Genomic DNA, 22146 nt, shown 5'->3' with positions numbered 1-22146 from the left:
ATGCGCAGCGGCCGTTCTCTCGCACTTCGTTACTCGACATCTCGAAGCGTGGAGAACGGCCGCCCACGCTGTCCCGGGAAGAACCGCAGGTCAGCAGGACGAGTGACCTGCGATGTTAAACGCCAAGCTGAGGGCGCGGCGTGAAACGACCTCACCCGACGGGGCAGGTCACCTCACGCGGCCTTCGTCCGGTCCGGTCTCCTCCTCGTCGTCGGGGAGGTGGACGTCACCGACGGCGATGTTCACCTCGACGACCTCCAGGCCCGTCATCCGCTCCACCGCACTGATCACGTGGGAACGCGCGTCACCGGCCACGTCGACGATGGACACGCCGTACTCGACGACGATGTCCAGATCCACGGCGGCCTGCCGCTCCCCGACCTCGACCTTCACGCCTCGGGTGACCCCGCCGCCTCCGCCCGGAACCCGGCCGCGCACGGCTCCCACCGCACGCGCCATACCTGCGCCCAGGCTGTGGATGCCCGGCACCTCACGTGCGGCCATGCCCGCGATCTTGGCCACCACGCCGTCGGCGATGCTGGTCCTCCCGCGGGTCTCCGCCGGGGCGCCGGCCCCGGTGCGTTCCTTCAGCGCGGTCGCGCCTTCCGTCATGGCGAACACCTCGATCGGTTGGTCGGCCGGTCGGACACCGTGCGATGCCCGCCGAAGGGCTCACGTCCTAGCCCTGATCCTTCCGTTCGTCCTCCTCCTCCATCAGCCGGAGGCCCTCGTGTGTCAGGGAGACGGTGGCCGGGGTCCGGTGCGAGGTCCAGTCCACGCTGATCAGACCGTCGTCGGCCAGGTAGGCGCAGGCCGCGGAGAGATCCTCGTCCGGCAGGTCCAGTTGGTCGTGGAGCGCCGATCCGCTCACCTCGGGGCGATTGCGTTCGACGGCCCCGTACAGGACTCGCAGGACCGCCTTCCGGTTGTTCTTGCGTTCACGGAGTTTCGTCATGGGGGTCGTTCTCCGGTCACGGGTCGGTCGTACGGGGCCGGTCCGCGGCGGTGTCGAGCAGGATCTGGTGGGCCTGCCTGGGGTTGTCGGTGTGGACCGCTTCGGCCATCGCGGACCGTGCCGCCTCCACGGGCGTCTTCGGCGGCACCACGAGCAGAGTGAAGAGGTCCTGGTCGCCGCGGGTCACGAGCGCGGTGTCGTCACCGGTGGAGAAGGAGTCGATGCGTACCACCCGGTCGTTGACGGTGATCCGCGTCGGCAGCTCGTTCCAGGCCGTGCTGTCCAGGCCGATCCGGGTGATCGGTCCGAGGCGCTCGGTCAGTGCGGTGATCAGGCCGGGCAGTTCGGCGGCGACGTCCCTGGAGCGGGGCCACCATGCGCCGTCGAGGATGCCCTGGCGCTCGTGAGTGGTGGTGAGCCGCAGGAGCGCGGTTCCGGGGCGGATGGATTCGTGCAGGCCGTCCGCCAGGAGTCCTGCCCCGGTCGGAGGGTGGGGGTCGGGCATCGCGCTCACCTGCCTGTTCGGACGGCGGCAGGCCGCTGGCCAAGGGTGGTGCCGGTGGGGTGGAGCGCCTGCCGCGGAGGGCGCCGCGACACCGCGCTCTCTTCGCCCTCCACGCTACTCCTGACTCCCGCCGCCGCGGCCGCTGCTCCGTGCCGTGAGGCCGGCCCGGGGCGTCGGACGGCCGGCGCACGCCGGACACCCGACCGAGCGTGCGGCGCCTGAGCCGCGCCCCGGATTCAGGGCGCCGGAATGCGCAGGGCGAGGAGGGCCACGTCGTCGGCGCTGCCGGGAGGCACATGCGCGAGCACCTGATCGCACAGGAAGTCCAGGGGTTCACGTGCGAGCGTCACGGCGTGACGGCGCAGCCGGCGCAGGCCGGTCTCCAGGTCGCTGCCGGGGGTCTCGATCAGACCGTCGGTGTACAGCAGCAGCGTGGAGCCGGGTGGCAGCGGCCGGGTGGCGTTCGGGCGGCTCCCGGCGGGGAGGGGACCCGCGCCGAGGAGGAGTCCCTGCCCGGCCTCCAGGTACTGCGCCTGTCCGTCCTGGGTGAGCAGCAGCGGCGGCGGATGTCCGGCGCTGGTCCACTGCAGCGTCCAGGGGCCGGTGTGCGGGTCGCCCGTGACCCGGGCGAGCACGAGGGTGGCCAGCGGGACGGTGGTGATGACGGGCATGGCGTCGTCGAGACGGTCGGCGATGGCGCCGGGCGGTCCGGTGTGGTCCCAGGTCAGTGAGCGCAGGATGCCGTGCAGCTGGGCCATGCCGGCCGCCGCCGTCAGGTCGTGGCCCACGACATCGCCGATGACCAGCGCGAGCGTGCCGTCCTTCAGCGTGAAGGCGTCGTACCAGTCCCCGCCGACCTGGGAGCCGGCCGGGGCGGGCTGGTAGCGGGCGGCCAGCCGCAGGCGGCCGGGCTCGGGCAGCGGGGCGAGCAGGTTGCGCTGCATCGCCTCGGCGACGGCACGCTGGCGGCCGAACCGGCGGGCGTTGTCGACGACGAGGCCGACCCGGCGGCCGATGTCGCGTACGACCTTCAGGTCGCCGGTGTCGAAGGGGTGGGCGGGGTCGGTGCGCACCACCGTCAGCGCCCCGGTGATCTGATGTTCGGCGCCAAGCGGCACCGTGATGACGGAGGTCGCGCCGACCGCGCGCAGGAAGCCGCTGTGGGCGGCGGTCAGGGCGGAGTGGTCCTCGGCCGGGGCGGCCGTCTCCGCCGCGGCCTGGAGTACGGGATCCCCGCCCTTCAGCACCTGGACCAGGGGTGAGAGGGCGGCCTCACCGTCCTCGGGAAGGTGTTCGCGCCAGTCCTCCAGCCGGGTGTCCCGGCCGACGGGTCCGGTCACCGCCACGCGGTGGATCTCGCCGGAGGCGAGCCGGAGATCCACCGCCGTCCAGTCGGCGAGGCGGGGAACGAGCAGATGGCCCAGGCGGGCGAGGGCGTCGTCGGTCTCCAGGGTCTGACCGAGTACGTCGGTGATCTCCGCGACCAGAGTCAGCCGCTCGGTCAGGTCCTCCAGGGCACGCGTGTGGACGGCACGCTCCCGTCGCGCGCCCCGATCCACGGTGGCGTCCGCGAACAGGACGGCCATGCCCGTGACGTGGCCGTCGTCCATCAGGGGAGAGGTCGACCAGGAGATCGCGACCCGGCGACCGTCACTCCGCAGGTACGTGTCTCCCTCCCCGTGCGCCGCGGTCCCCCCGGTCAGCGAGCGCAGCAGCCGGCACTGGTCCCGCGGGATCCGTCCGCCGTCCGCCGGCCGGTGCAGCAGATCGTGGGCGTCCTCCCCGCGCATCGCCACGGCGGTACGGCCCAGCAGCCGCTCGGCCGCGCGATTGACCGCGAGGATCCGCCCGGTCGGGTCCACCACGATCAGGGCCGTGCTCAGCCGCCCGACGACCTGCTGCCAGAAATCCGGCTCGGCCGCAGACCACCGCACCCCCTCACCACCCGCACCCAGCACCGCACCGCCCTCCTGTGGGCAAACCCTAGGCAACCCTCGCCGAGACGGTGGACATATCGATGAACCGACACCCCAGCAGACCCATGGTCCCTCCGCGGAAGAGAAACCGCCCGCACGGCGAGGATCGGACGTGAATTCGGTCTTCGACTGCTCGACCTCACACACGTCGCGTGGTGGGTGTGGCCCTGACTCGGTGCGTTCGATCCTGCCGGATCGGCCTGCGGAGGCGGGCCACGCGGCCCGATCGCGTGGCCCGAGGCGAGAACGGAGTGCGTCTCGCTGCCGGGCGCATCCGTTCTCTGCGGGGGCGAGGATGGAGGTACGGGACGCACGCGTCGCCCACCGTGTTCGTCCTGGGCGAGGAGGTCGGATCGTGTTCTTCATGGATCGTCGTGATGCCGGCCGGCGGCTGGCCGCCCGGCTGGAGCACCTCGAAGGGGCCGAGGTGGTGGTGCTCGGTCTGCCCCGTGGAGGGGTTCCGGTCGCCGCGGAGGTCGCCGAGGTGCTCGGTGCGCCGCTGGATGTCTGCCTGGTGCGGAAGCTGGGTGTGCCCTACCAGCCGGAGCTGGGGATGGGAGCGATCGGGGAGGGCGGCGTACGCGTGATCAATGACGACGTGGTGCGCACCGCCCGCACCACCCCGGATGAACTGGCAGAAGTCGAGGCGCGTGAGCGGGGGGTGCTGGAGAGGCGTGCCCGGCGGTACCGGGGCGGGCGGGAACCGGTCGGCCTGAAGGGCCGCACGGTGGTGGTCGTCGACGACGGGGTGGCCACGGGGTCGACGGCGCGCGCGGCCTGCCGGATCGCCCGGGCCAGAGGAGCGGCACGGATCGTGCTGGCGGTCCCGGTGGCGCCGCACGACTGGAACGCCCGGCTGGGCGGGGACGCCGATGAACTGGTGTGCCTGCATGCCCCGCGGATCTTCTATGCGATCGGAGAGTTCTACGCCGACTTCGCCCAGACCGACGACGATGAGGTCGTCGCCTGTCTGGACGAGGCCGTGGCCCGCCGGCTGAGCACCCGACGGACTGAGTCGCATCACGCCGGGCCCGAGGACCGGGAGGCGGACGTGCGGGCCGGTGCGACCGTGCTGCGCGGGCAGTTGACGGTGCCCGAGGGCGCGACCGGAGTCGTGCTGTTCGCGCACGGCAGCGGCAGCAGCCGGCACAGCCCCCGTAACCGGTTCGTCGCGGCCGGGCTGAACCGGGCCGGGCTGGGCACGCTGCTGCTCGACCTGCTCACCGAGGAGGAAGAGACCGACCGGGCCAACGTGTTCGACACCGGGCTGCTGGCCCGGCGTCTGGCGGACGCCACCGGTTGGGTGCGCGGTCAGCCCGAGGTCCAGGGGCTCGCCGTCGGGTACTTCGGTGCGAGTACCGGCGCGGCCGCCGCGTTGTGGGCGGCCGCCGAGCCCGGCGCGCGGATCGCCGCGGTCGTCTCGCGGGGCGGGAGGCCCGACCTGGCCGGGCCACGGTTGCCGGCGGTGACGGCGCCCACGCTGTTGATCGTCGGGGGCCATGACCAGATGGTGCTCGACCTCAACCGCGACGCACAGGCCCGACTGCGCTGCGAGACCCGGCTCGCGGTCGTTCCCGGCGCGACCCACCTCTTCGAGGAGCCCGGTGCCCTGGAGAAGGTCACCGATCTGGCCCGGGACTGGTTCACCGACCACATGGCCCCGGTTCCGCATGCGGCGGCCTGAGGCAGCGTTTCGTCACCACGTCGCGAGGCACTGGCGCATTGCAGCATCCGGCGTGGGTACTGCGCGAGCAGGCTCACAGGCCCTTGGAGAGCAGGAGCTCGTGGGCGAGCCGTGCGCCGCGTGCCGCTTCCTCGGGCTGAGGGTCCTGTGACGGGATGTTCTCCAGGCCATGCGCGAGTGCCCGGACGGCCTCGGCCAGGGTCGAGACCTGTTCTTCCAACTGGCTCAACCGGGCTTCCGGCCCGGGCGCGGTATCGGGTTGGGGGGAAGGGCTCTGCGTCATGTCGTGCTCCCTTGCGAGGCGGTGACGGGCCGGGCCGTCACTCGGCAGGGGCGATCAGGCCGTGGTGCATCTGCCGGGGTCGGCGGACTTCCTGCCACCACACCGCTTCGCTGTCCTCGGTTGCTCCCGGCAGCGCGTGCCCTGCCGGTCACCCCTCATAGCCAGTAAACAACGACCGACTGGTGCCCGCAGCGGGCAGGAGTCCTGGGGCGTGGTGCCGGACCGGAGGACGGCGCTGCCGGCCTTTGTCGCCGCAGCGGTACTCGAGGAGCGATGCACCCGGAAGCCCCACCCGCAGGTGGCCTGCGACGCCCATGACCCTGGTCGACTCTGGCGGGGCGAGGAGGCAGTGATGAGTGCGGGTGTTGTGGCGGGTGCGGCTCGTCGAGCGCCGGCCGACGCTGTCGCATCGGCGCTGGGCACTGCGCCGGTGGCCTGCGAGCGGCTGGCCTGCGAGCTCCCGGGCGGTGGCCTCCTCGGCGAGGACAACCACCTCGCGCCCGCCGACGTGCAGGGCGGCCGTCGCCGACCAGGGACGGTCCGCGTGGTGGGCGGCTGCTCTCGTGATCCGCACCTCACCGGTGACGGGAGGCAGTCCCGGCCGGTCCACGACGGCGTCGATCTTCGTGCGGGCGTAGGTCAGGGTGTCCTCGTCCACCTCTCCGTCCGAGCGCAGCAGCACGATGTCATGTCGGTTCCTCTCCTGGAAGTGCGGTGGGATGTCCGACGTCGTTCAGGCCGCCGGGCCGGGCAGCCACAGGTCGGGGCCGAAGACCTCGTAGCGGATGTGCTGTGCCGGAACCCCGGCGTGCAGCAACTGTCCGCGGACATCGCGCATGAACGGGAGCGGTCCGCACAGAAACACCGTGGCGCCGTCGGGCAGTTCGATGCCGTCGAGGTTCATCAGGCCCTCGCGGGCGTCGGGTTCCTCCGGGCCGGGGCGCTCGTACCAGAAGACCGCGCGGGCGCCCGGCAGTTGCTCGACCAGCTCGCCCGTCTCGGTGCGCAGGGCGTGGTCGGTGGGGGAGCGGTCGGCGTGCAGAACCAGCACCGGGCGGGTCGAACCGAGGGCCGTGAGGTGGGCCAGGATGCTGGTCATGGGGGTGCCGCCGATGCCCGCGGAGACCAGTACGACCGGGGTGATGGTGTCGGCCGGGTCGTCGAGGAAGACGTCGCCGAAGGGAGCCGAGAGCGTCAGTACGTCGCCCTCGTGGACCTGGTCGTGCAGCAGGTTGGAGACCTCGCCGTCCGGCGCGTCGGCCGTGCCGGCGACCCGCTTGACGGTGATGCGCCGCAGATCCCCGCCCGGGTCTGAGGACAGGCTGTACTGCCGCAGCTGGCGGACCCCGTCGGCCATCAGGACCCGCACGCTCACGTACTGGCCTGCCCGCGCCTGCGGCGCCGGTTCGCCGTCGGCGGGGCGGAGGACGAAGGACACCACGTCCGGTGTCTCGGTGCGGCGCTCGACGACCGTCCACTGCCGCCAGACCTGGCCGGGCTGGACGCCCGCGTCTTGGTACAGGCGGGCCTCACGGCCGATCAGGGCGCCGGCCATCAGCCAGTAGACCTCGTCCCAGGCGGCCGCGACCTCCGGGGTGACCGCGTCGCCGAGTACCTCCGCTATCGCGCCGAACAGGTACTTGTGCACGATGGTGTACTGGTCGTCGGTGACGCCGACCGCGGCGTGTTTGTGCGCGATGCGGTCCAGCAGGGTGTCCGGGCGGGTGTCCGGGGCATCGAGGAGCGTGGTCGCGAACCCGGCGATCGAGCCGGCCAGTGCGCGGCGCTGGGCCCCGCTGGCCTGGTTGCCGCGGTTGAACATCCCGTCGAGTAGTTCCGGCCGGTCGCGGAACATCGCGCCGTAGAAGCGTGTCGTGATCTCATCGAGCGCTCCGGCCACGGCGGGCAGGGTGGCACGGACGACGGCGGCGGATTCTGCGGACAGCATGAAGCCTCCCGGGCAAGGGATGAGGTGGGAAGGACAGCCGCATCGCATCGGGCGGCATCTTCTGTGTAGCAGGCACCTGGCTGCGTTTCGGCGCTGTTTCACGGCGCCGGGCGAAGAGGGGCCGAACGGCCCCATTGATTCAGGAACATCGGCCCCACCACCCGCCCCGCCGCAGGGCCGCACGGCGCCGGGTCGACCTCCCGTCGGCCCTGTCCGCCACAAACGTCCTGGGTGAGCGCCGACAGACCGGCAGGCCGTACGCCCCTCAGGCCGTCCAGCAGGTCCTGCTCGACCCGGGCGAGGACGAAGACGATGCCGCGGTGGGCGAGTTCGCGGCGGAGTCCGGTCGACCGCGTCCAGGGCGGTGATGTCGACCTCCACATCGGCCTCGGTGAGTAGGCCGGGGATGGTGCGGGCCTCGGGGCAGTCGTCGACGTCGTGCATGCCGGCCACGCCGGGCACCAGGCCCTCGATGGCGTCGTGCGGGCGGGCCACCCGAGTGAGCCGGCTCCGAGCGCACGACTCTCGACGGATCGCGCGGTTGCCACTCGGTCTGCTCGACACCGGCCTCGCTTCGCTCGCAAGTACCGCTCTGTCACGGCTGGCGTCGCGGGCACCGCGGGGGCGCGGACGCCTCGGCCGATGGGGCCTGTCGGTCCCAGACCGGGGACCTGCGGGCTCTGCACCGCGTCTCTCCTCGTCGCCACCCTGGAGTCAGAACCCCGACCAGGAGGTGGACAACATGTCCCGCAACGTCACCGTGGGCATCGACGGCTCGCCCGAGAGCCGTGCCGCTGCCGAGTGGGCGGCGCGCGAGGCGAAGCTGCGCTGCCTGCCGCTGCGGCTGGTGCACGTCTGGGAGCCCGTCCCGGAGCCCATGGCGCAAGCCCCGCCGGCCGAAGGCTGGGGGAGGATTCCGCGCGAGACGGCCGAGGGACTCCGCCTGCGCCACCCCGGCGTGCACGTGGACATGGAGCAGATTCCCGGCCGGCCCGCCGAGGCACTGACGGAGGCGGCGAAGGACGCCGAGCTGCTGGTCCTCGGCTCCCGAGGGATGAGCGGCATCGGAGGATTCCTCGTCGGCTCCGTGGGCCAGGCCGTCGTGGCGCACGCCGAGCAGCCGGTGGTCCTCGTGCGGGCGGGGGAGCAGGCCGCGGACGGCCATGCGAGGGGTCCGTCCGCAGTCCCGTCTGCTGCGGCCCTGTCCGGCCCCGTCGTCCTCGGGCTCGACACCGACAGCCCCGACGACACGCTGCTCACCTTCGCCTTCGAGGCGGCCGCCCGCCGTGTCACACCCCTGCGGGTCATCCACGCCTGGAATCTGCCGCCCTACTTCGCCTACGGCCTGCCCGCCGACCCCGAGCTCAACGCCATGCTGGGCAAGCAGGACGCTGCCACGCTGGCCGAGGTGCTGCACCACTGGAAGGAGAAGTACCCCGCCGTCAAGGTCGTCGAGGAGTCCCTTTCCGGCAGTGCCGCCGTCCCGCTGGTCGACGCCTCCCGGGAGGCGTCACTGGTCGTCGTGGGCCGGCGGATCCGCCGAAGCCCGCTCGGCGCCCACATCGGCCCTGTGACGCACGCGGTACTGCACCATGCCACCGCCCCCGTCGCCGTCGTCGCGCACGACTGAACCCACCCTCTGAAGGAGTGGAGACCATGAACGCAGCGGTGGAACGAGCCCACGGTGGGCCCTTGGTCGTGGGCGTGGACGGCTCCGAGCCGAGCTTGCGTGCCGTCGACTGGGCGGCCGACGAGGCCGTGCTGCGTGGGGTGCCGTTGCGGGTGGTGTACGCCTGCCTGTGGGAGCGGTACGAGGGTGCCGCGCTCGCCCGGGACAGCGGGAGGCCGACCGCTCTGCCGTTGGCCCAGGACGTCGCGGGCGCCGCTGCTCAGCGGGCACGTGCCCGGCACCCCGACCTGAAGGTGACCGCCGACGTGGTGTTCGAGGAGCCGGAGTACGCCCTGGTGCGCGAGGGGCGGAACGCCTCCGCGCTGGTCGTGGGCACCCGCGGCCGCAGCGGCATCGCCGAGATGCTGCTCGGCTCCGTCAGCCTGGCCGTCGCCGCCCACGCCGACTGCCCGGTGATCGTGCTGCGCGGCAGCCACGACAACCAGGTGACGCCCCCGGTACGCGGCCGCGTCGTTGTGGGCGTCGGCGAGGACGTGAAGGAGTCGGCGGCCGTCAGCTTCGCCGTCGAGGAGGCACGGCGACGCGGGGTGCCCTTGGAGGCCGTGCGGGCCTGGCGGTGCCCCGCGCACGAGACCACCGACCACCCGCTCATGGCCGGTGAACCCGCCCGCCTGCACGAGGAGCGGGCCGTCGAGGAACTGGAAGCGGCGCTGCAGGACGTCCCGGCGGACATCGATGTGCGCCGGCGCACCGTCGAGGGACATGCCCGCCGGGTGCTCTTGGACGCCTCGTACGAGGCCGGCCTGCTGGTCGTCGGTGCCAGGCGCCGCGAGGGGCACTTCGGGCTCCAGCTCGGCCGGGTCGCCCACACGGCACTGCACCACTCCGCCTGCCCGGTCGCCGTCGTACCGCACCGGGTGCACGACGCCTGACCGGTGCCTCAGAGGCTCGCCGCGTGATCGGGGACGTAGGTCTGCAGATCGCGCGGCGGGCGCTCGTAGCCGGTCGACGGCGGCCGCTCCGGCAGCTCCAGCACCGGCGGCGGCACCTCGTGGTACGGCACGGAGCCGAGCAGGTGGGCGATCATGTTCAGCCGGGCCCGGCGCTTGTCGTCGCTCTCCACGACGAACCACGGAGCCTCCGAGATGTCCGTGTGCACCAGCATCTCGTCCTTGGCCCGGGAGTACGCCTCCCAGCGGGTGATCGACTCCAGGTCCATCGGGGACAGCTTCCAGCGCCGCGTAGGATCCTCCAGCCGGCGCCGGAACCGCTCCTGCTGCTCCGTGTCGCTCACCGAGAACCAGTACTTGCGCAGCAGGATCCCGTCCTCCACCAGCATCCGCTCGAAGATCGGGCACTGGCGCAGGAAGAGCTGGTACTCCTCCCTGGTGCAGAAGCCCATCACGTGCTCTACTCCGGCCCGGTTGTACCAGGACCGGTCGAACAGCACGATCTCCCCAGCGGCCGGCAGGTGCTCGGCGTACCGCTGAAAGTACCACTGGGTGCGCTCGCGCTCGGTTGGCTTGGGCAGCGCCGCGATCCGGGCGACACGCGGGTTGAGGTGTTCGGCGACCCGCTTGATGGTGCCGCCCTTGCCCGCCGCGTCCCGCCCCTCGAAGACCACGACCAGCCGGGCGCCCTCCGTCCGTACCCACTCCTGCAGTTTCACCAGCTCCGTTTGCAGGCGCAGCAGTTCCCGTTCGTATGCCGCGCGCGGCACCTTCGCCGCCTTCTTGCCGGCCATGCCGCCTCCATCGCCTGATGGCTTACGTCGATGACTTCAACGTCCTCACTGGTACCTCGGTCGAAGTCCGGGACAGCACCGTACTGACCGGCAGGGAGCGGCGCACCCTGAACGTCGCCGCGGACCTGGGGTCGTCGGACATGGTCTGAGAAAGCCCGGGCCGCGGGCATCCGCAAACGCCGGACGGGCCGGACTCGCAGGCCCATCGATCGCGATGTGACACGGGTCGTTCTCCGGCATGGGCGGGACCGATGGCCCCTCATCCCCGGGCCGCATCGAGCTCAGGATGGATGGAACGCAGTACCGCTGTACCAGGCGAAAGACGGGCTGGCTGATGTACCCCAATGACGGTTTCCGCGAACTCGGGCGGCAGGAGTGCCTGCGGCTGCTGGCCAAGGTGCCCATCGGCCGCATCGTCTTCACGCGCCGCGCCCTGCCCGCCGTGCTGCCGGTCAACTTCGGTCTGGACGGCGACGGCGCGGTCCTGCTGCGCACCTCCGCAGCCTCGGAACTGGTCCGCGCGATCGACGGCGCGGTGGTCGCCTTTGAGGCGGACGAGGTCGACGCGGCCCGGCACTCCGGCTGGAGCGTCGTCGTCACCGGGGCGGCCACGGTGGTGACCGACCCGGCCGAACACGAACGCCTGGCCCGCACCGGCCCGGTCTCCTGGGTGCCGGCGCCGCAGGAGGTCTTCCTCCGTATCGAGCCCGAACTGGTCACCGGCCGTGAGCTCGTCGGTGGACGCACCCTGTACGGGGTGGACCTCACTGCCTGACGGTCTTTCCTCCGTCTTCCCCCTTCTTTTCGTCCGGGCCGGGTCCGGGGCCGTACGGCCCGACGGAACGGGGCCGTACGGCGTGCCGACGGGTTCCGTCGGCCTCTGCCCGCAACGCCTGCGGACGACGAGCATCTGCGTGGAGCCGCGGCGGGACCGACGCCCGGCCGACCGGCGTCGATCTTGTCACCGCCCTCGGCTCCCCCGGGGGCTGCACACCAGGTGCACGGAGCAGAAGGGAACAGGACAATGACTGACCGTCATGTGGTCGTTGGAGTGGACGGTTCACTGGTCGCCGTACGGGCCTTGGACTGGGCCGTCGAGGAGGCGGCGCGCCGCGGCGCCGCGTTGCGCATCGTGTACGCCGTGGCCGACCGCGACGAGGCGGGGCCGGTTCTGGCGTCGGCCGCCGCGCGGGTCCACGAGCGTCATCCCGGTCTGCCGGTGGAGACCAGGGCCGTGGAGGGCGGCGCTGTGCGGGTGCTGGCAGGGGAGAGCGAGGGTGCGGTCCTCACCGTCGTGGGCACCCGGGGGTTCGGCGGTGTCTCCGGTCTGCTGGCCGGCTCGGTGAGCTGGCGCCTGGCCGCGCACGCGCACGGTCCGCTGCTGGTCGCCCGTGGGGATCACCCTCGCGACGAGGGGCGCGAGGTGCTGCTCGGCCTGGAGAGCGACGCCGATGAGGCCGCAGCCGCTTATGCCTTCCAGGAGGCGTCCCGGCGTGGGGCCCGGCTGCGCGTCGTGCACTCCGCAACGCACCGGCACACCACGCCCGAACTGCCCTCGCTGGTAGCCGCGACGAGCCCCGGCCAGCAGCGCCGGGCCCAAAGCGACCGGGCGGAAGAAGCCGTGCCGCGCTTCAGCATCGCCCGACTGCGGGAGGAGTACCCCGAGGTCGAGGTCGACAGCCGCACGGTCCAGACCGGCCCGGCCCACGCCCTGCTGGCGGGTACCCGCGAGGCCGGCGTCGTGATCATCGGCACGCGCCGTCGCGTGGGCCGGCTCGGTCCACCGCTCGGCCCGGTCGCGCATGTCCTGTTGCACCACTCCCACTGCCCTGTGGTGCTGGTGCCGGCGACCTGAAGACGAGCACACCGGTAAAGCGGTACCCGCCGGGTGGGGGAAAGGGCGGAGGTCCGGACCCGCATGCGACGAGCTGAGGACGCTGGACGCCCACTGGCGCGCGGCGAACCACAACCCGGAGCACCTGCGGCGGCTGGACACATGGCCCCGCTCATACAAGCGAACTCCCCTTGCCTTCGCTGGAGAAGCACGCCGTCCCCCTGGACAAGCCCGGCGCGACCCTGCCAGACGCTTCCGGTGGACGAGCACGTGGACCGGCATGGCCGGGTGATGCACGTCTGGTGCCAGGACCACAACGGCTTCTCCCACCAGGACCCTGGTTGGGACCACGAGTGGATCCGCGTCCACGGCACCGACCTGCCGGAGGTCGCCGTCTGGTCCTGGGACGGCTGACCGATGCCAATGGGGCCCGGACAGGGGGCCGTTCGGCCCGTGGTCCGGGCCCTGCAGCCCCTCCGGCGGGCGTCGACGACGCGGGACATTGAAGGTGCAACGAAGAGTCGCCCGACATCCTGCGCGTCGTACCCCTCGAAAGGGATGAGCATCATGGCAGTGCACGACCACCCCCACCGGCATCTGGGATTCCGCTTCCCGTCCCGGCACAGGGCGGGGACGGCTCCCGCCTCCGCCGACGCGACGACCGCCGTCGCGACGGCGACCCGGGCGTATGTGTTCGCAGGGCTCCGTCTCCTGACCGGGTTCGTCTTCCTGTGGGCGTTCCTGGACAAGACCTTCGGCTTCGGTTACGCGACCGGCTCCGGCAAGGGCTGGATCGACGGCGGCTCGCCCACCAAGGGCTTCCTCGGCGGTGTCGCCGTCGGCCCGATGGAGTCCACCTTCCACGACTGGGCCGGGGCCGCCTGGGCGGACTGGCTGTTCATGCTGGGCCTGCTCGGCATCGGCGTCGCCCTGATCGCGGGCATCGGTCTGCGGCTCGCCGCGGTCGCCGGCACCGTGATGATGGCGTTCATGTGGATCGCGGAGTGGCCGCCGGCCAAGCACCTCTCCGACGGCTCGGCGAGCATGTCGACCAACCCGTTCGCCGACTACCACCTCATCTACGCCATCGTCCTGATCGCCCTGGCGGTCGCGGGTGCCGGCGCCACCTGGGGACTGGGCAAGGCGTGGGCGCGGCTGCCGTTCGTCAGCCGCAACCGCTGGCTGCTCTGATGGCCGCATGCGGGTCGGACCGGGGCACCTCCGCTCGTCGGCGGGGGTGCCCCCGGTCGTTCGTGCGCCGGCGGCCAGGCGATGCCGGGCTCGGCCTGACCGGGCCCAACGGCCCGGCAGGCGAGGGACCGATGGCGTGCCCCGGGTACGCCGACAGGCCCTCCCCGCGGGCATCGCGAGCGACGAGCATCGATAGCGCAGAAGTTCACGCGCGGAGCGAGGGAGAGACCGGCGATGACGGCAACCGTGACAGCTGGAGCCCCGACGGCGACCGAGGCATGGCGAGGCTTCGCCGGCTCGCGCTGGCGGGACCACATCGACGTACGCGACTTCATCCAGGCCAACTACACGCCCTACGAAGGTGACGCGGCGTTCCTGGCCGGTCCCACCGAGCGCACCCTCACGGTGTGGCGCAAGGTCGCCGCTCACTTTCCCGAGGAGCGGCGAAAGGGAATCCTCGACGTCGACCCGGGCACCCCGTCCACCATCACCTCGCACCGGCCGGGTTTCATCGACCGCGACCGCGAACTGATCGTCGGCCTGCAGACCGATGCTCCGCTGAGGCGGGCGATCATGCCCAACGGCGGGCTGCGGATGGTCGAGAACAGTCTGAAGGCGTACGGCTACAGGGCCGACCCCTTCGTCACGCGCGTCTTCGGGACCTACCGCAAGACCCACAACGACGGTGTCTTCGACGCCTACACCCCCGAGATGCGCGCTGCCCGCAGGGCCGGGATCATCACGGGTCTGCCGGACGCCTACGGCCGTGGCCGGATCATCGGCGACTACCGGCGGGTCGCGCTGTACGGCACGGAGCGGCTCATCGAGTCCAAGCGGGCGGAGCGTGCCCTGCTGGACGCGTCGGCCTCGAGTCCGGATGTCATCCGTGACCGTGAGGAACTGGCCGAGCAGATACGGGCGTTGGGTGAACTGACGCAGATGGCGGCCTCGTACGGCTGCGACGTCTCCCGCCCCGCCGCCACTGCCCACGAGGCGGTGCAGTGGCTCTACCTCGGCTTCCTGGCGGCGGTGAAGGAGCAGAACGGCGCCGCGATGTCGCTGGGCCGCACCTCCACGTTCCTGGACGTCTACGTGCAGCGTGATCTCGACGAGGGGACCCTCGATGAGTCGCGGGCCCAGGAGCTGGTCGACGATTTCGTGATCAAGCTGCGGATCGTGCGGTTCCTGCGCACCCCGGAGTACGACGCGCTGTTCTCCGGCGACCCGACCTGGGTGACGGAGTCCATCGGCGGTATCGGCGGCGACGGGCGCACACTGGTCACCCGCACGTCCTTCCGCTTCCTGCAGACGCTCTACAACCTCGGCCCGGCCCCGGAGCCCAACCTGACCGTGTTGTGGTCGCCCGGGCTGCCGTCCGGGTTCAAGGAGTTCTGCGCTCGGGTGTCCATCGACACCAGCGCCGTGCAGTACGAGTCGGATGACCTGATGCGCCCGCGCACCGGCGACGACACCGCGATCGCCTGCTGTGTCTCCGCGATGGCGGTGGGCCGGCAGATGCAGTTCTTCGGCGCGCGGGTGAACCTGGCCAAGGCGCTGCTGTACGCGATCAACGGCGGGCGGGACGAGATGACCGGCGAACAGATCGCGCCCGAGGCCGCCGCCCTGACCAGCGAGTACCTGGAGTACGAGGAGCTTTCGGCCGCGTACGACCGCATGCTGGACTGGTTGGCGCGGACGTACGTCAACACGCTCAACGTCATCCACTTCATGCACGACAAGTACGCCTACGAGCGCATCGAGATGGCGCTGCACGACCACCCGGTGTACCGCTACATGGCCTGCGGGATCGCCGGGCTGTCGGTGGCCGCCGACAGCCTCTCCGCCGTCAAGTACGCCCGGGTGAAGGTGATCCGGGACGACACCGGCCTGGCCGTCGACTACGAGATCGAGGGCGACTTCCCGGCGTACGGCAACAATGACGACCGTGTCGACTCCATCGCGGTCGGCCTCGTGAAGTCCTTTATGTCCAAGGTCCGCCGCCACCCGACCTACCGGAACGCCGAGCACACGCAGTCCGTGCTGACCATCACCTCGAATGTGGTGTACGGCAAGCACACGGGCAACACCCCTGACGGCCGCCGTGCCGGAGAGCCCTTCGCGCCCGGCGCCAACCCGATGAACGGGCGGGACCGGCACGGGGTGGCCGCCTCCGCGCTGTCGGTGGCCAAGCTGCCGTACGAGCAGGCCCGGGACGGCATCTCGCTGACGACCACGATCACCCCCGAGGGCCTGGGGCACGACCCGGCCGAGCGCGCCGGCCATCTGGTCGGAATCCTGGACGGGTACATGGCCTCCGGTGGCTTCCACATGAACGTGAACGTTCTGGACCGGGCGACGCTGGAGGACGCGATGGAGCACCCGGAGAAGTACCCGGAGTTGACGGTCCGGGTCTCCGGGTACGCCGTCAACTTCGTCCGCCTGACCCGCGAGCAGCAGCTCGACGTGATCAGTCGCACCTTCCACGGATCGCTGTGAGCACCACGGTCGAGCCGATGACGGGCCGGGTCCACTCCTGGGACCTGTCCACCGGAGTGGACGGTCCCGGGACCCGGTTCGTGCTGTTCGTCAGCGGCTGCCCGCTGCGCTGCCTGTACTGCGCCAACCCGGACACCTGGCACCTGCGCGACGGGAAACGGACCACCGTGGACGAGGTGATGGCCGAGATCGAGAAGTACCGTCCCTTCATCACCACCGCAGGCGGGGGAGTGACCCTCACCGGCGGCGAGGCCCTGCTCCAGCCCGCGTTCACGGCCGGGATCTTCCGCCGCTGCAAGGAGCTCGGTCTGCACACCGCGCTCGACACCTCCGGCTTCCTCGGCGCCCGCGCCACCGACGAGCTTCTCGCCGACACCGACCTGGTTCTGCTGGACATCAAGTCCTTCGACGTCCGCACGTACCGGAAGCTGACCGGAGGAGACCTCTCCCCGACCCTCAACTTCGCCACCCGCCTGGACCGGCTCGGCGTCCCCGTGTGGATCCGCTATGTCCTGGTGCCCGGCTGGACCGACGATCCGGTGGCCGTCGAGGGGCTCGGTGCGTTCCTCGCCGGGCTGGGCAACGTCGACCGGGTGGACGTCCTGCCGTTCCACAAGCTCGGCGCCCACAAGTACGACGCGCTGGCGATCCCCTTCCCCCTGCGCGACACACCCACGCCGGATCCGGGCCTGACGGAGAGGGTGCGCGAGCAGTTCCGGGAGCACGGGCTGCGGGCCCTTTGAACGAGTGGCCCGTCGCGGGTGAGCGAGATGCGCAGAGAACCCCGGCCGGGGTGATCCGGCCGGGGTTCTGAGCTGCTGCTGAACAGGATGGCGACGTGTCGAGCACTGAGAGCGAGCTGCCAGGAGATCGGCGAGCTGGAGTGCCGCGATCGGGTTCCATGGTGCGCCACAGCGGGGCTGACCAGCGGCTCAATTCCACCACCGATGGGGCTTACTCCCCAGGTATGCCGGCGGGACCGTAGTAGGCCACTCGCATGATCTCCCGCATGTCGTCGAGCATGGGCATCCGCGGGTTGGCGGGCGCGCACTGGTCCTCGTATGCGTTGAGTGCCTGCTGGGGCAGCGCGTCGAGAAAGGCGCGCTCGTCGACGCTGAGGGCCTGGAACGACGGCTCGATGCCCACGGCGTCGCGCAGGCGCTCCACCGCGCGGGCGAGCGAATCCACGCCCTCGGCAGGCGTGGCGGCGGGCAGGCCGAGGGTGCGGGCGATGTCCTGGAAGCGTTCGGGGGCCCGGTAGTTCTCGTACTTGGGCCAGCCCGTCAGCTTCGTCGGGACGGTGCCGTTGTAGCGGATGACGTGCGGCAGCAGAACCGCGTTCGTGCGGCCGTGCGCGATGTGGAAGGTGGCGCCGAGCGTGTGGGACATGGCGTGGACGATGCCGAGGAAGGCGTTGCCGAAGGCCATGCCCGCGATGGTGCCGGCGTTGTGCATCTTCTCCCGGGCCTCCGCTGAGCCCGCGCGGTCGTTCACCGCCGCTTCGAGGTGGTCGAAGATCAGCCGGATCGCGTGCAGCGCCAGCCCGTCGGTGAAGTCGTTGGCGTAGACGGACACGTACGCCTCGATGGCGTGGGTGAGGGCGTCGAAGCCGCTGTCGGCGGCCAGGGCCGGGGGCAGGGCGGTGGTGAGGAGGGGGTCGATGATGGCCACGCTGGGGGTGAGCGCGTAGTCGGCCAGCGGGTACTTCTTGCCCGTGGCCGGGTCGGAGATGACGGCGAAGGGCGTGACCTCGGCGCCGGTGCCGGAGGTGGTGGGCACGCACACCAGGCGGGCCCGGCTGCCCAGTGTCGGGAAGCGGAAGGCGCGCTTGCGGATGTCGGAGAACTTGTGCCGCATGTCGGCGAAGTCGATGTCGGGGTGCTCGTAGAGCAGCCACATCACCTTGGCCGCGTCCATGGGCGAGCCGCCGCCGAGCGCGATGATCGTGTCCGGGCGGAAGTCCCGCATGAGGCGGGCGCCGCGCTGCACGGAGTCGATGCTGGGTTCGGGTTCGACGTTGTCGATGATCTGCAGTGTCACGGGCTCGGGACGGCGCTTGAGGACGCGGTCGACGCGGTCGACGAAGCCGAGCCTGGTCATGGTCGCGTCGGTGACGATCGTGACGCGGTGGACGTCCGGCATGGAGGCGAGGTAGCGGATGGCCTGCGGTTCGAAGTAGATCTTCGGCGGGACCTTGAACCACTGGAGGTTGTTGCGGCGCGTGCCGACCCGCTTGACGTTCAGGAGCTGGGCGGCGGAGACGTTGTTGGACACCGACGTGCTCCCCCAGGAGCCGCAGCCCAGGGTCAGGGACGGCAGGAGGTTGTTGTAGACGCCGCCGATGGCGCCCTGCGAGGAGGGTGCGTTGACGATGATCCGCACGGTCTTGATGCGCTTGCCGTACGCCTCCGCCAATGCGCGGTCCTCGGTGTGGATGACGGCGCTGTGACCCTGGCCGTGGAAGGCGACCATGTCGGCGGCCAGGGCGAAACCCTGCTGCTCGGAGCCGGCCCGCAGGACGGCGAGAACAGGGCAGAGCTTCTCGCGGGTCAGCGGCTCGTCCGGGCCGACGCGTTCGGTCTCGACCAGGATGAGGGAGGTGTCCTCGGGCACAGTGAAGCCGGCCTGTTCGGCGATCCACGCCGGGCTCTGACCTACGGCCGAGGCGTTGACCTTGGGCTCGCAGCCCGCGCCTGTCCGACCGGTGGGGAACAGGAACGCCTCCAGTTTCGCCTTCTCCTCGGCGGTCGCCAGGTGGGCGTGCAGGGAGCGGAACTCGGCCAGGGCGGCGTCATAGATCTCGTCGTCCAGGATGACGGCCTGTTCGGAGGCGCAGATCATTCCGTTGTCGAACGACTTCGACAGCACGAGGTCGTTGACGGCGCGGCGCAGCTTGGCGCTCTTGTGGACGTAGGCGGGGACGTTGCCGGCGCCGACGCCCAGGGCGGGCTTTCCCGCCGAGTAGGCGGCCTTGACCATGGCGTTGCCGCCGGTGGCGAGGATCAACGAGACGCCCGGGTGGCGCATGAGCGTGCCGGTCGCCTCTACCGACGGGGTCTCGATCCATTGGATGCAGTGCTCCGGCGCGCCCGCGGCGACGGCCGCGTCGCGCACGATGCGAGCGGCCTCGGCGCTGCAGCGCTGGGCCGAGGGGTGGAAGGCGAAGACGACCGGGTTGCGGGTCTTCAGTGCCATCAGTGCCTTGAAGATCGTGGTGGAGGTCGGGTTGGTGACGGGGGTGATGGCGCACACCACCCCCACCGGTTCCGCAATCTCGACCATGTCCTCGATGTCGTCGCGGGCGATGACCCCCACCGTCTTCATACGGCCCATGCTGTGCGTGACGTGCTCGCACGCGAACATGTTCTTCGCGGCCTTGTCCTCGAACAGGCCGCGACCGGTCTCCTCCACCGCCAGGCGGGCCAGCGCGGTGTGCTGGTCCAGGGCGGCGACCGACGCCTTCTTGACGATGTGGTCGACCTGCTCCTGGTCGAGGTCCTCGTAGTCGGCGAGCGCCTTGAGCCCGTTCGTGATCAGCCCGTCGACGGCGATGGCGGTCTCGGAAGGCTCGCCGCCCGGGTCAGCGGCTCGGGTTCGGGCGTCCTGTCGGGTCATGGGGGTTGCGCCTCCATCGTCGAGGTCGTGGGCCGGCAGACCGGCGGCGTGCCGTGTGGGAAGCGGCACCGCGGGGGATCGGTACCGCTTCCACTGCCACCGTCTCGCAGACGGGAGCCGCCACCCAGGCGTCAAAGGTCCCGGCCGTGGCCCGGCAGGCCCGGGTCGCCGGGGCCGGTCGGCCATCCGATGAAGAGAAGCACCGGGTCGCGTACCGGGCGGGCATGCGCCGGCGCGCACTCATGGGTTGCGCAGTTCCAGGCACCGGCGTCGTCGGGCGGACGATCGCCGGCACACTCGACTCGCTCGGCCATGAGGCCGTGATCGGCACCCAGGACCGCAGGCCACCCTCGCCCGCACAGAGCCGGACGCCTGACCGGCCGCCCAGGTCGAAGCACATCATCAGGCCGAGGACGATGGCGAGGGGGCCGGCGTCACCACTCACCCCCACCCGGGGCTGGGCAATTGAGTGCCGGTCGGCCCTGGCAGTGGCGCCATCAGGCCCCATGCGAAAGGGGAGTGGCCGGGGTGAGTCTGGGGGGTGAGAGCTATGGCGTACTGGATGCGGGAGGCACGATGAGCGGTGTGGTGGTAGTCGGTGTGGACGGGTCGGCGTCGAGTCTCGCCGCGGTCGAGGCGGCGGCTCGGGAGGCGCGGTTGCGCGGGGCGGGGCTGCGGGTGGTGCACGCGTTCTTCTGGCCCGCGATGCACGTGCCCCTGGGTCCGTCGCCGCTGGGCCCGTCCGACGGCGGGCTCCGGAACATGGCCGACCGTCTGGTGGCCGAAGCGGTCGAGCGTGCGCGCGCTGTGGACCCGGACGTCGACATCAGTCATACCGTGGTGACCGGTGAGCCGCTGACGGTCCTGGAGGCGCAGTCGCGTGCGGCCGAGCTGGTGGTGGTCGGGTCCCGCGGCATGGGCGGGTTCGTCGGGCTGTTGGTCGGGTCGACCGCGGTGCACCTGGCGGCACACGGCCGGTGTCCGGTGCTGGTGGTGCGTGAGCAGCCGAGTGCGGAGGGCCCGGTCGTGCTGGGCGTCGACGGATCGGCCGTGGGCGAGCACGCGATGGACTTCGCCTTCGCCGAGGCCGAGCTGCGGAAGGCGCCGCTGGTGGCACTGCACGCCTGGACCACGTGGAACGCGCCGCTGCCCGCACCGCAGGATGCGTCGGCTCCGTACGCGAACCCGCCCGGCGCCCTGGCAGGGGAGGAGGAGCGCCTGCTGTCCGAGGCGCTCGCCGGCCGCCAGGAGCGGTACCCGGGCGTGGTGGTGGAGCACAGGGTGGTGCATGGCGGGACGCGGGAGGCGTTGATCGAAGCGAGCCGGTCCGCCCAGCTGGTGGTGGTCGGTGCCCGGGGGCGTGGCGGGTTCGCCGGGCTGCTGCTCGGCTCGGTCAGCCAGGCCCTGCTGCACCACGCCCACTGCCCGGTCGCGGTGGTGCGGGGAGCGGGTGCGCAGCGCTGATCCCGTCCGGTCCGAGGCCCGCCGTCCTGTTCCGCTGTGCGGGAGAGCGGGGGCGGGTGGGCGCGGCGTGGTTGACGAACTCGTACCGCAGCCCCACTCAGGGCAGCAGCACCTCGTTGACGTCGATGTGGATCTCCCCGTCGGCGCTCACACCCTCGTACCGCAGGTGTCCGGTCCCGCGGCCGGTGATCAGTGTTCTGAGCACCCGGTGGTACCCGACAGGGCCGAGTGGCCCCTCGGGACGGCCTGACGGGCCCTGGGCGTACCAGGGTGGCCGCACCGAGGCTTGAGGCCGAGGGGCCGCGCGTCGGTGATGGCCCGGGACGGGAGTATCCAGTGAGTGATCCAGTGATCGTAGGGGTGGACGGTTCCGCCTCCAGCATCGACGCGGTCGAGGCCGCGGTCCGTGAGGCGCACCTGCGCGGGGCGGGACTGCGGATCGTGCACGCCTTCGGTCAAGGGCCCGCACACCGGCCGACCGGCGCACCACCGTGGAACCCTGCCGACCACGGCTTGGAGCCGATGGTGCGGGGGGCACTGGCCCGCGCCGAGGAACGGGCACACGCGATCGCGCCGGACCTCGAGGTCACCCGGTCGGTGGTGGCCGGGGATGCGCTTGAGGTGCTGGAGATCGAGTCGCGGTCGGCGGCGCTGGCGGTGGTCGGCAGCCGGGGCCTGGGCAGTTTCGCCGGGCTGCTGCTGGGCTCGACGGCGGTGCATCTTGCCGCCCACGGTCGCTGCCCTCTGATGGTGGTGCGGGGCCGCCCCGATCCGGCCGGCCCAGTGGTACTGGCCGTGGACGGCTCCGACGCCGGCGAGGC

21 protein-coding genes are annotated in these 22146 nt (G+C 71.6%); 12 read left to right on the top strand and 9 right to left on the bottom strand.

The window, feature by feature from the left end:
- Positions 1 to 168 precede the first annotated feature (168 nt).
- From G3I77_RS39780 to G3I77_RS39765, 4 genes are all read right to left on the bottom strand, one after another.
- Positions 169 to 612, bottom strand: a complete 444-nt coding sequence (locus G3I77_RS39780) for an Asp23/Gls24 family envelope stress response protein (RefSeq protein ID WP_248512183.1) — start codon at positions 610 to 612, stop codon at positions 169 to 171.
- 67 nt (positions 613 to 679) lie between these two features.
- The gene (locus G3I77_RS39775) at positions 680 to 955 is read right to left on the bottom strand and encodes a hypothetical protein (protein WP_248512181.1); all 276 of its coding nucleotides are present in this window, start codon (positions 953 to 955) and stop codon (positions 680 to 682) included.
- Positions 956 to 971: 16 nt separating this feature from the next.
- A complete protein-coding gene (locus tag G3I77_RS39770) occupies positions 972 to 1460 on the bottom strand; it encodes a DUF5994 family protein (protein ID WP_248512179.1) in 489 nt (162 codons plus the stop codon).
- A gap of 236 nt (positions 1461 to 1696) precedes the next feature.
- On the bottom strand, positions 1697 to 3394 hold the full coding sequence (locus tag G3I77_RS39765; protein ID WP_248512177.1) for a SpoIIE family protein phosphatase: 1698 nt from the start codon (positions 3392 to 3394) through the stop codon (positions 1697 to 1699).
- Positions 3395 to 3791: 397 nt separating this feature from the next.
- On the opposite strand from G3I77_RS39765, the gene G3I77_RS39760 reads away from it, so the two are divergent.
- Positions 3792 to 5120 carry a phosphoribosyltransferase family protein gene (locus tag G3I77_RS39760; RefSeq protein ID WP_248512174.1) on the top strand — a complete coding sequence of 443 codons (1329 nt, stop codon included), beginning with the start codon at positions 3792 to 3794 and terminating at the stop codon, positions 5118 to 5120.
- Positions 5121 to 5193: 73 nt separating this feature from the next.
- Here G3I77_RS39760 and G3I77_RS39755 read toward each other — a convergent pair whose 3' ends face one another.
- From G3I77_RS39755 to G3I77_RS39745, 3 genes are all read right to left on the bottom strand, one after another.
- Complete coding sequence (locus G3I77_RS39755) at positions 5194 to 5403, bottom strand: hypothetical protein (protein ID WP_248512172.1); 210 nt, start codon at positions 5401 to 5403, stop codon at positions 5194 to 5196.
- 148 nt (positions 5404 to 5551) lie between these two features.
- Entirely contained in the window at positions 5552 to 6085 is a 534-nt protein-coding gene (locus G3I77_RS39750; protein WP_248512170.1) for a hypothetical protein, read from the bottom strand.
- 51 nt (positions 6086 to 6136) lie between these two features.
- Positions 6137 to 7351 carry a globin domain-containing protein gene (locus G3I77_RS39745; RefSeq protein ID WP_248512169.1) on the bottom strand — a complete coding sequence of 405 codons (1215 nt, stop codon included), beginning with the start codon at positions 7349 to 7351 and terminating at the stop codon, positions 6137 to 6139.
- Between the two features lie 742 nt (positions 7352 to 8093).
- Between G3I77_RS39745 and G3I77_RS39740 the strand changes: the two genes are divergently transcribed.
- Positions 8094 to 8981, top strand: a complete 888-nt coding sequence (locus G3I77_RS39740) for a universal stress protein (RefSeq protein ID WP_248512167.1) — start codon at positions 8094 to 8096, stop codon at positions 8979 to 8981.
- A 26-nt stretch (positions 8982 to 9007) separates the two neighbouring features.
- The gene (locus G3I77_RS39735; RefSeq protein WP_248512165.1) at positions 9008 to 9913 is read left to right on the top strand and encodes a universal stress protein; all 906 of its coding nucleotides are present in this window, start codon (positions 9008 to 9010) and stop codon (positions 9911 to 9913) included.
- Between the two features lie 8 nt (positions 9914 to 9921).
- On the opposite strand, the gene ppk2 is transcribed toward G3I77_RS39735, so the two are convergent.
- Complete coding sequence (gene ppk2, locus G3I77_RS39730) at positions 9922 to 10725, bottom strand: polyphosphate kinase 2 (protein ID WP_248512164.1); 804 nt, start codon at positions 10723 to 10725, stop codon at positions 9922 to 9924.
- Positions 10726 to 10742: 17 nt separating this feature from the next.
- Here ppk2 and G3I77_RS40795 point away from each other — a divergent pair, with 17 nt between their 5' ends.
- The 7 genes from G3I77_RS40795 to pflA all read left to right on the top strand — a co-directional run bounded on the left by G3I77_RS40795 (position 10743) and on the right by pflA (position 16989).
- Entirely contained in the window at positions 10743 to 10874 is a 132-nt protein-coding gene (locus tag G3I77_RS40795; protein ID WP_282574495.1) for a hypothetical protein, read from the top strand.
- A gap of 185 nt (positions 10875 to 11059) precedes the next feature.
- Positions 11060 to 11500: a pyridoxamine 5'-phosphate oxidase family protein gene (locus G3I77_RS39725; RefSeq protein ID WP_248512159.1), complete on the top strand. Its 441-nt coding sequence runs from the start codon at positions 11060 to 11062 to the stop codon at positions 11498 to 11500.
- 249 nt (positions 11501 to 11749) lie between these two features.
- Positions 11750 to 12580: a universal stress protein gene (locus tag G3I77_RS39720; protein ID WP_248512157.1), complete on the top strand. Its 831-nt coding sequence runs from the start codon at positions 11750 to 11752 to the stop codon at positions 12578 to 12580.
- A gap of 237 nt (positions 12581 to 12817) precedes the next feature.
- On the top strand, positions 12818 to 12973 hold the full coding sequence (locus tag G3I77_RS39715; protein WP_248512155.1) for a hypothetical protein: 156 nt from the start codon (positions 12818 to 12820) through the stop codon (positions 12971 to 12973).
- Positions 12974 to 13126: 153 nt separating this feature from the next.
- Positions 13127 to 13750 (top strand): DoxX family membrane protein, encoded by a 624-nt coding sequence (locus G3I77_RS39710; RefSeq protein WP_248512152.1) that lies wholly within the window; start codon positions 13127 to 13129, stop codon positions 13748 to 13750.
- Positions 13751 to 13984: 234 nt separating this feature from the next.
- Positions 13985 to 16246 carry a formate C-acetyltransferase gene (pflB, locus tag G3I77_RS39705; protein WP_248512150.1) on the top strand — a complete coding sequence of 754 codons (2262 nt, stop codon included), beginning with the start codon at positions 13985 to 13987 and terminating at the stop codon, positions 16244 to 16246.
- Positions 16247 to 16263: 17 nt separating this feature from the next.
- On the top strand, positions 16264 to 16989 hold the full coding sequence (pflA, locus tag G3I77_RS39700; protein WP_248512186.1) for a pyruvate formate-lyase-activating protein: 726 nt from the start codon (positions 16264 to 16266) through the stop codon (positions 16987 to 16989).
- Positions 16990 to 17200: 211 nt separating this feature from the next.
- On the opposite strand, the gene adhE is transcribed toward pflA, so the two are convergent.
- Positions 17201 to 19861, bottom strand: a complete 2661-nt coding sequence (gene adhE, locus G3I77_RS39695) for a bifunctional acetaldehyde-CoA/alcohol dehydrogenase (RefSeq protein ID WP_248512147.1) — start codon at positions 19859 to 19861, stop codon at positions 17201 to 17203.
- A 576-nt stretch (positions 19862 to 20437) separates the two neighbouring features.
- On the opposite strand from adhE, the gene G3I77_RS39690 reads away from it, so the two are divergent.
- Together G3I77_RS39690 and G3I77_RS39685 are read left to right on the top strand one after the other, a co-directional pair.
- Positions 20438 to 21325: a universal stress protein gene (locus G3I77_RS39690; protein WP_248512141.1), complete on the top strand. Its 888-nt coding sequence runs from the start codon at positions 20438 to 20440 to the stop codon at positions 21323 to 21325.
- A gap of 336 nt (positions 21326 to 21661) precedes the next feature.
- Positions 21662 to 22146: universal stress protein (locus tag G3I77_RS39685; RefSeq protein ID WP_248512138.1), on the top strand; the 485-nt coding region annotated here is incomplete at its 3' end.

The sequence above is a fragment of the Streptomyces sp. D2-8 genome (genome assembly GCF_023184515.1).
Lineage (GTDB): Bacteria > Actinomycetota > Actinomycetes > Streptomycetales > Streptomycetaceae > Streptomyces.
This window is presented reverse-complemented; position numbering and strand designations above follow the sequence as displayed.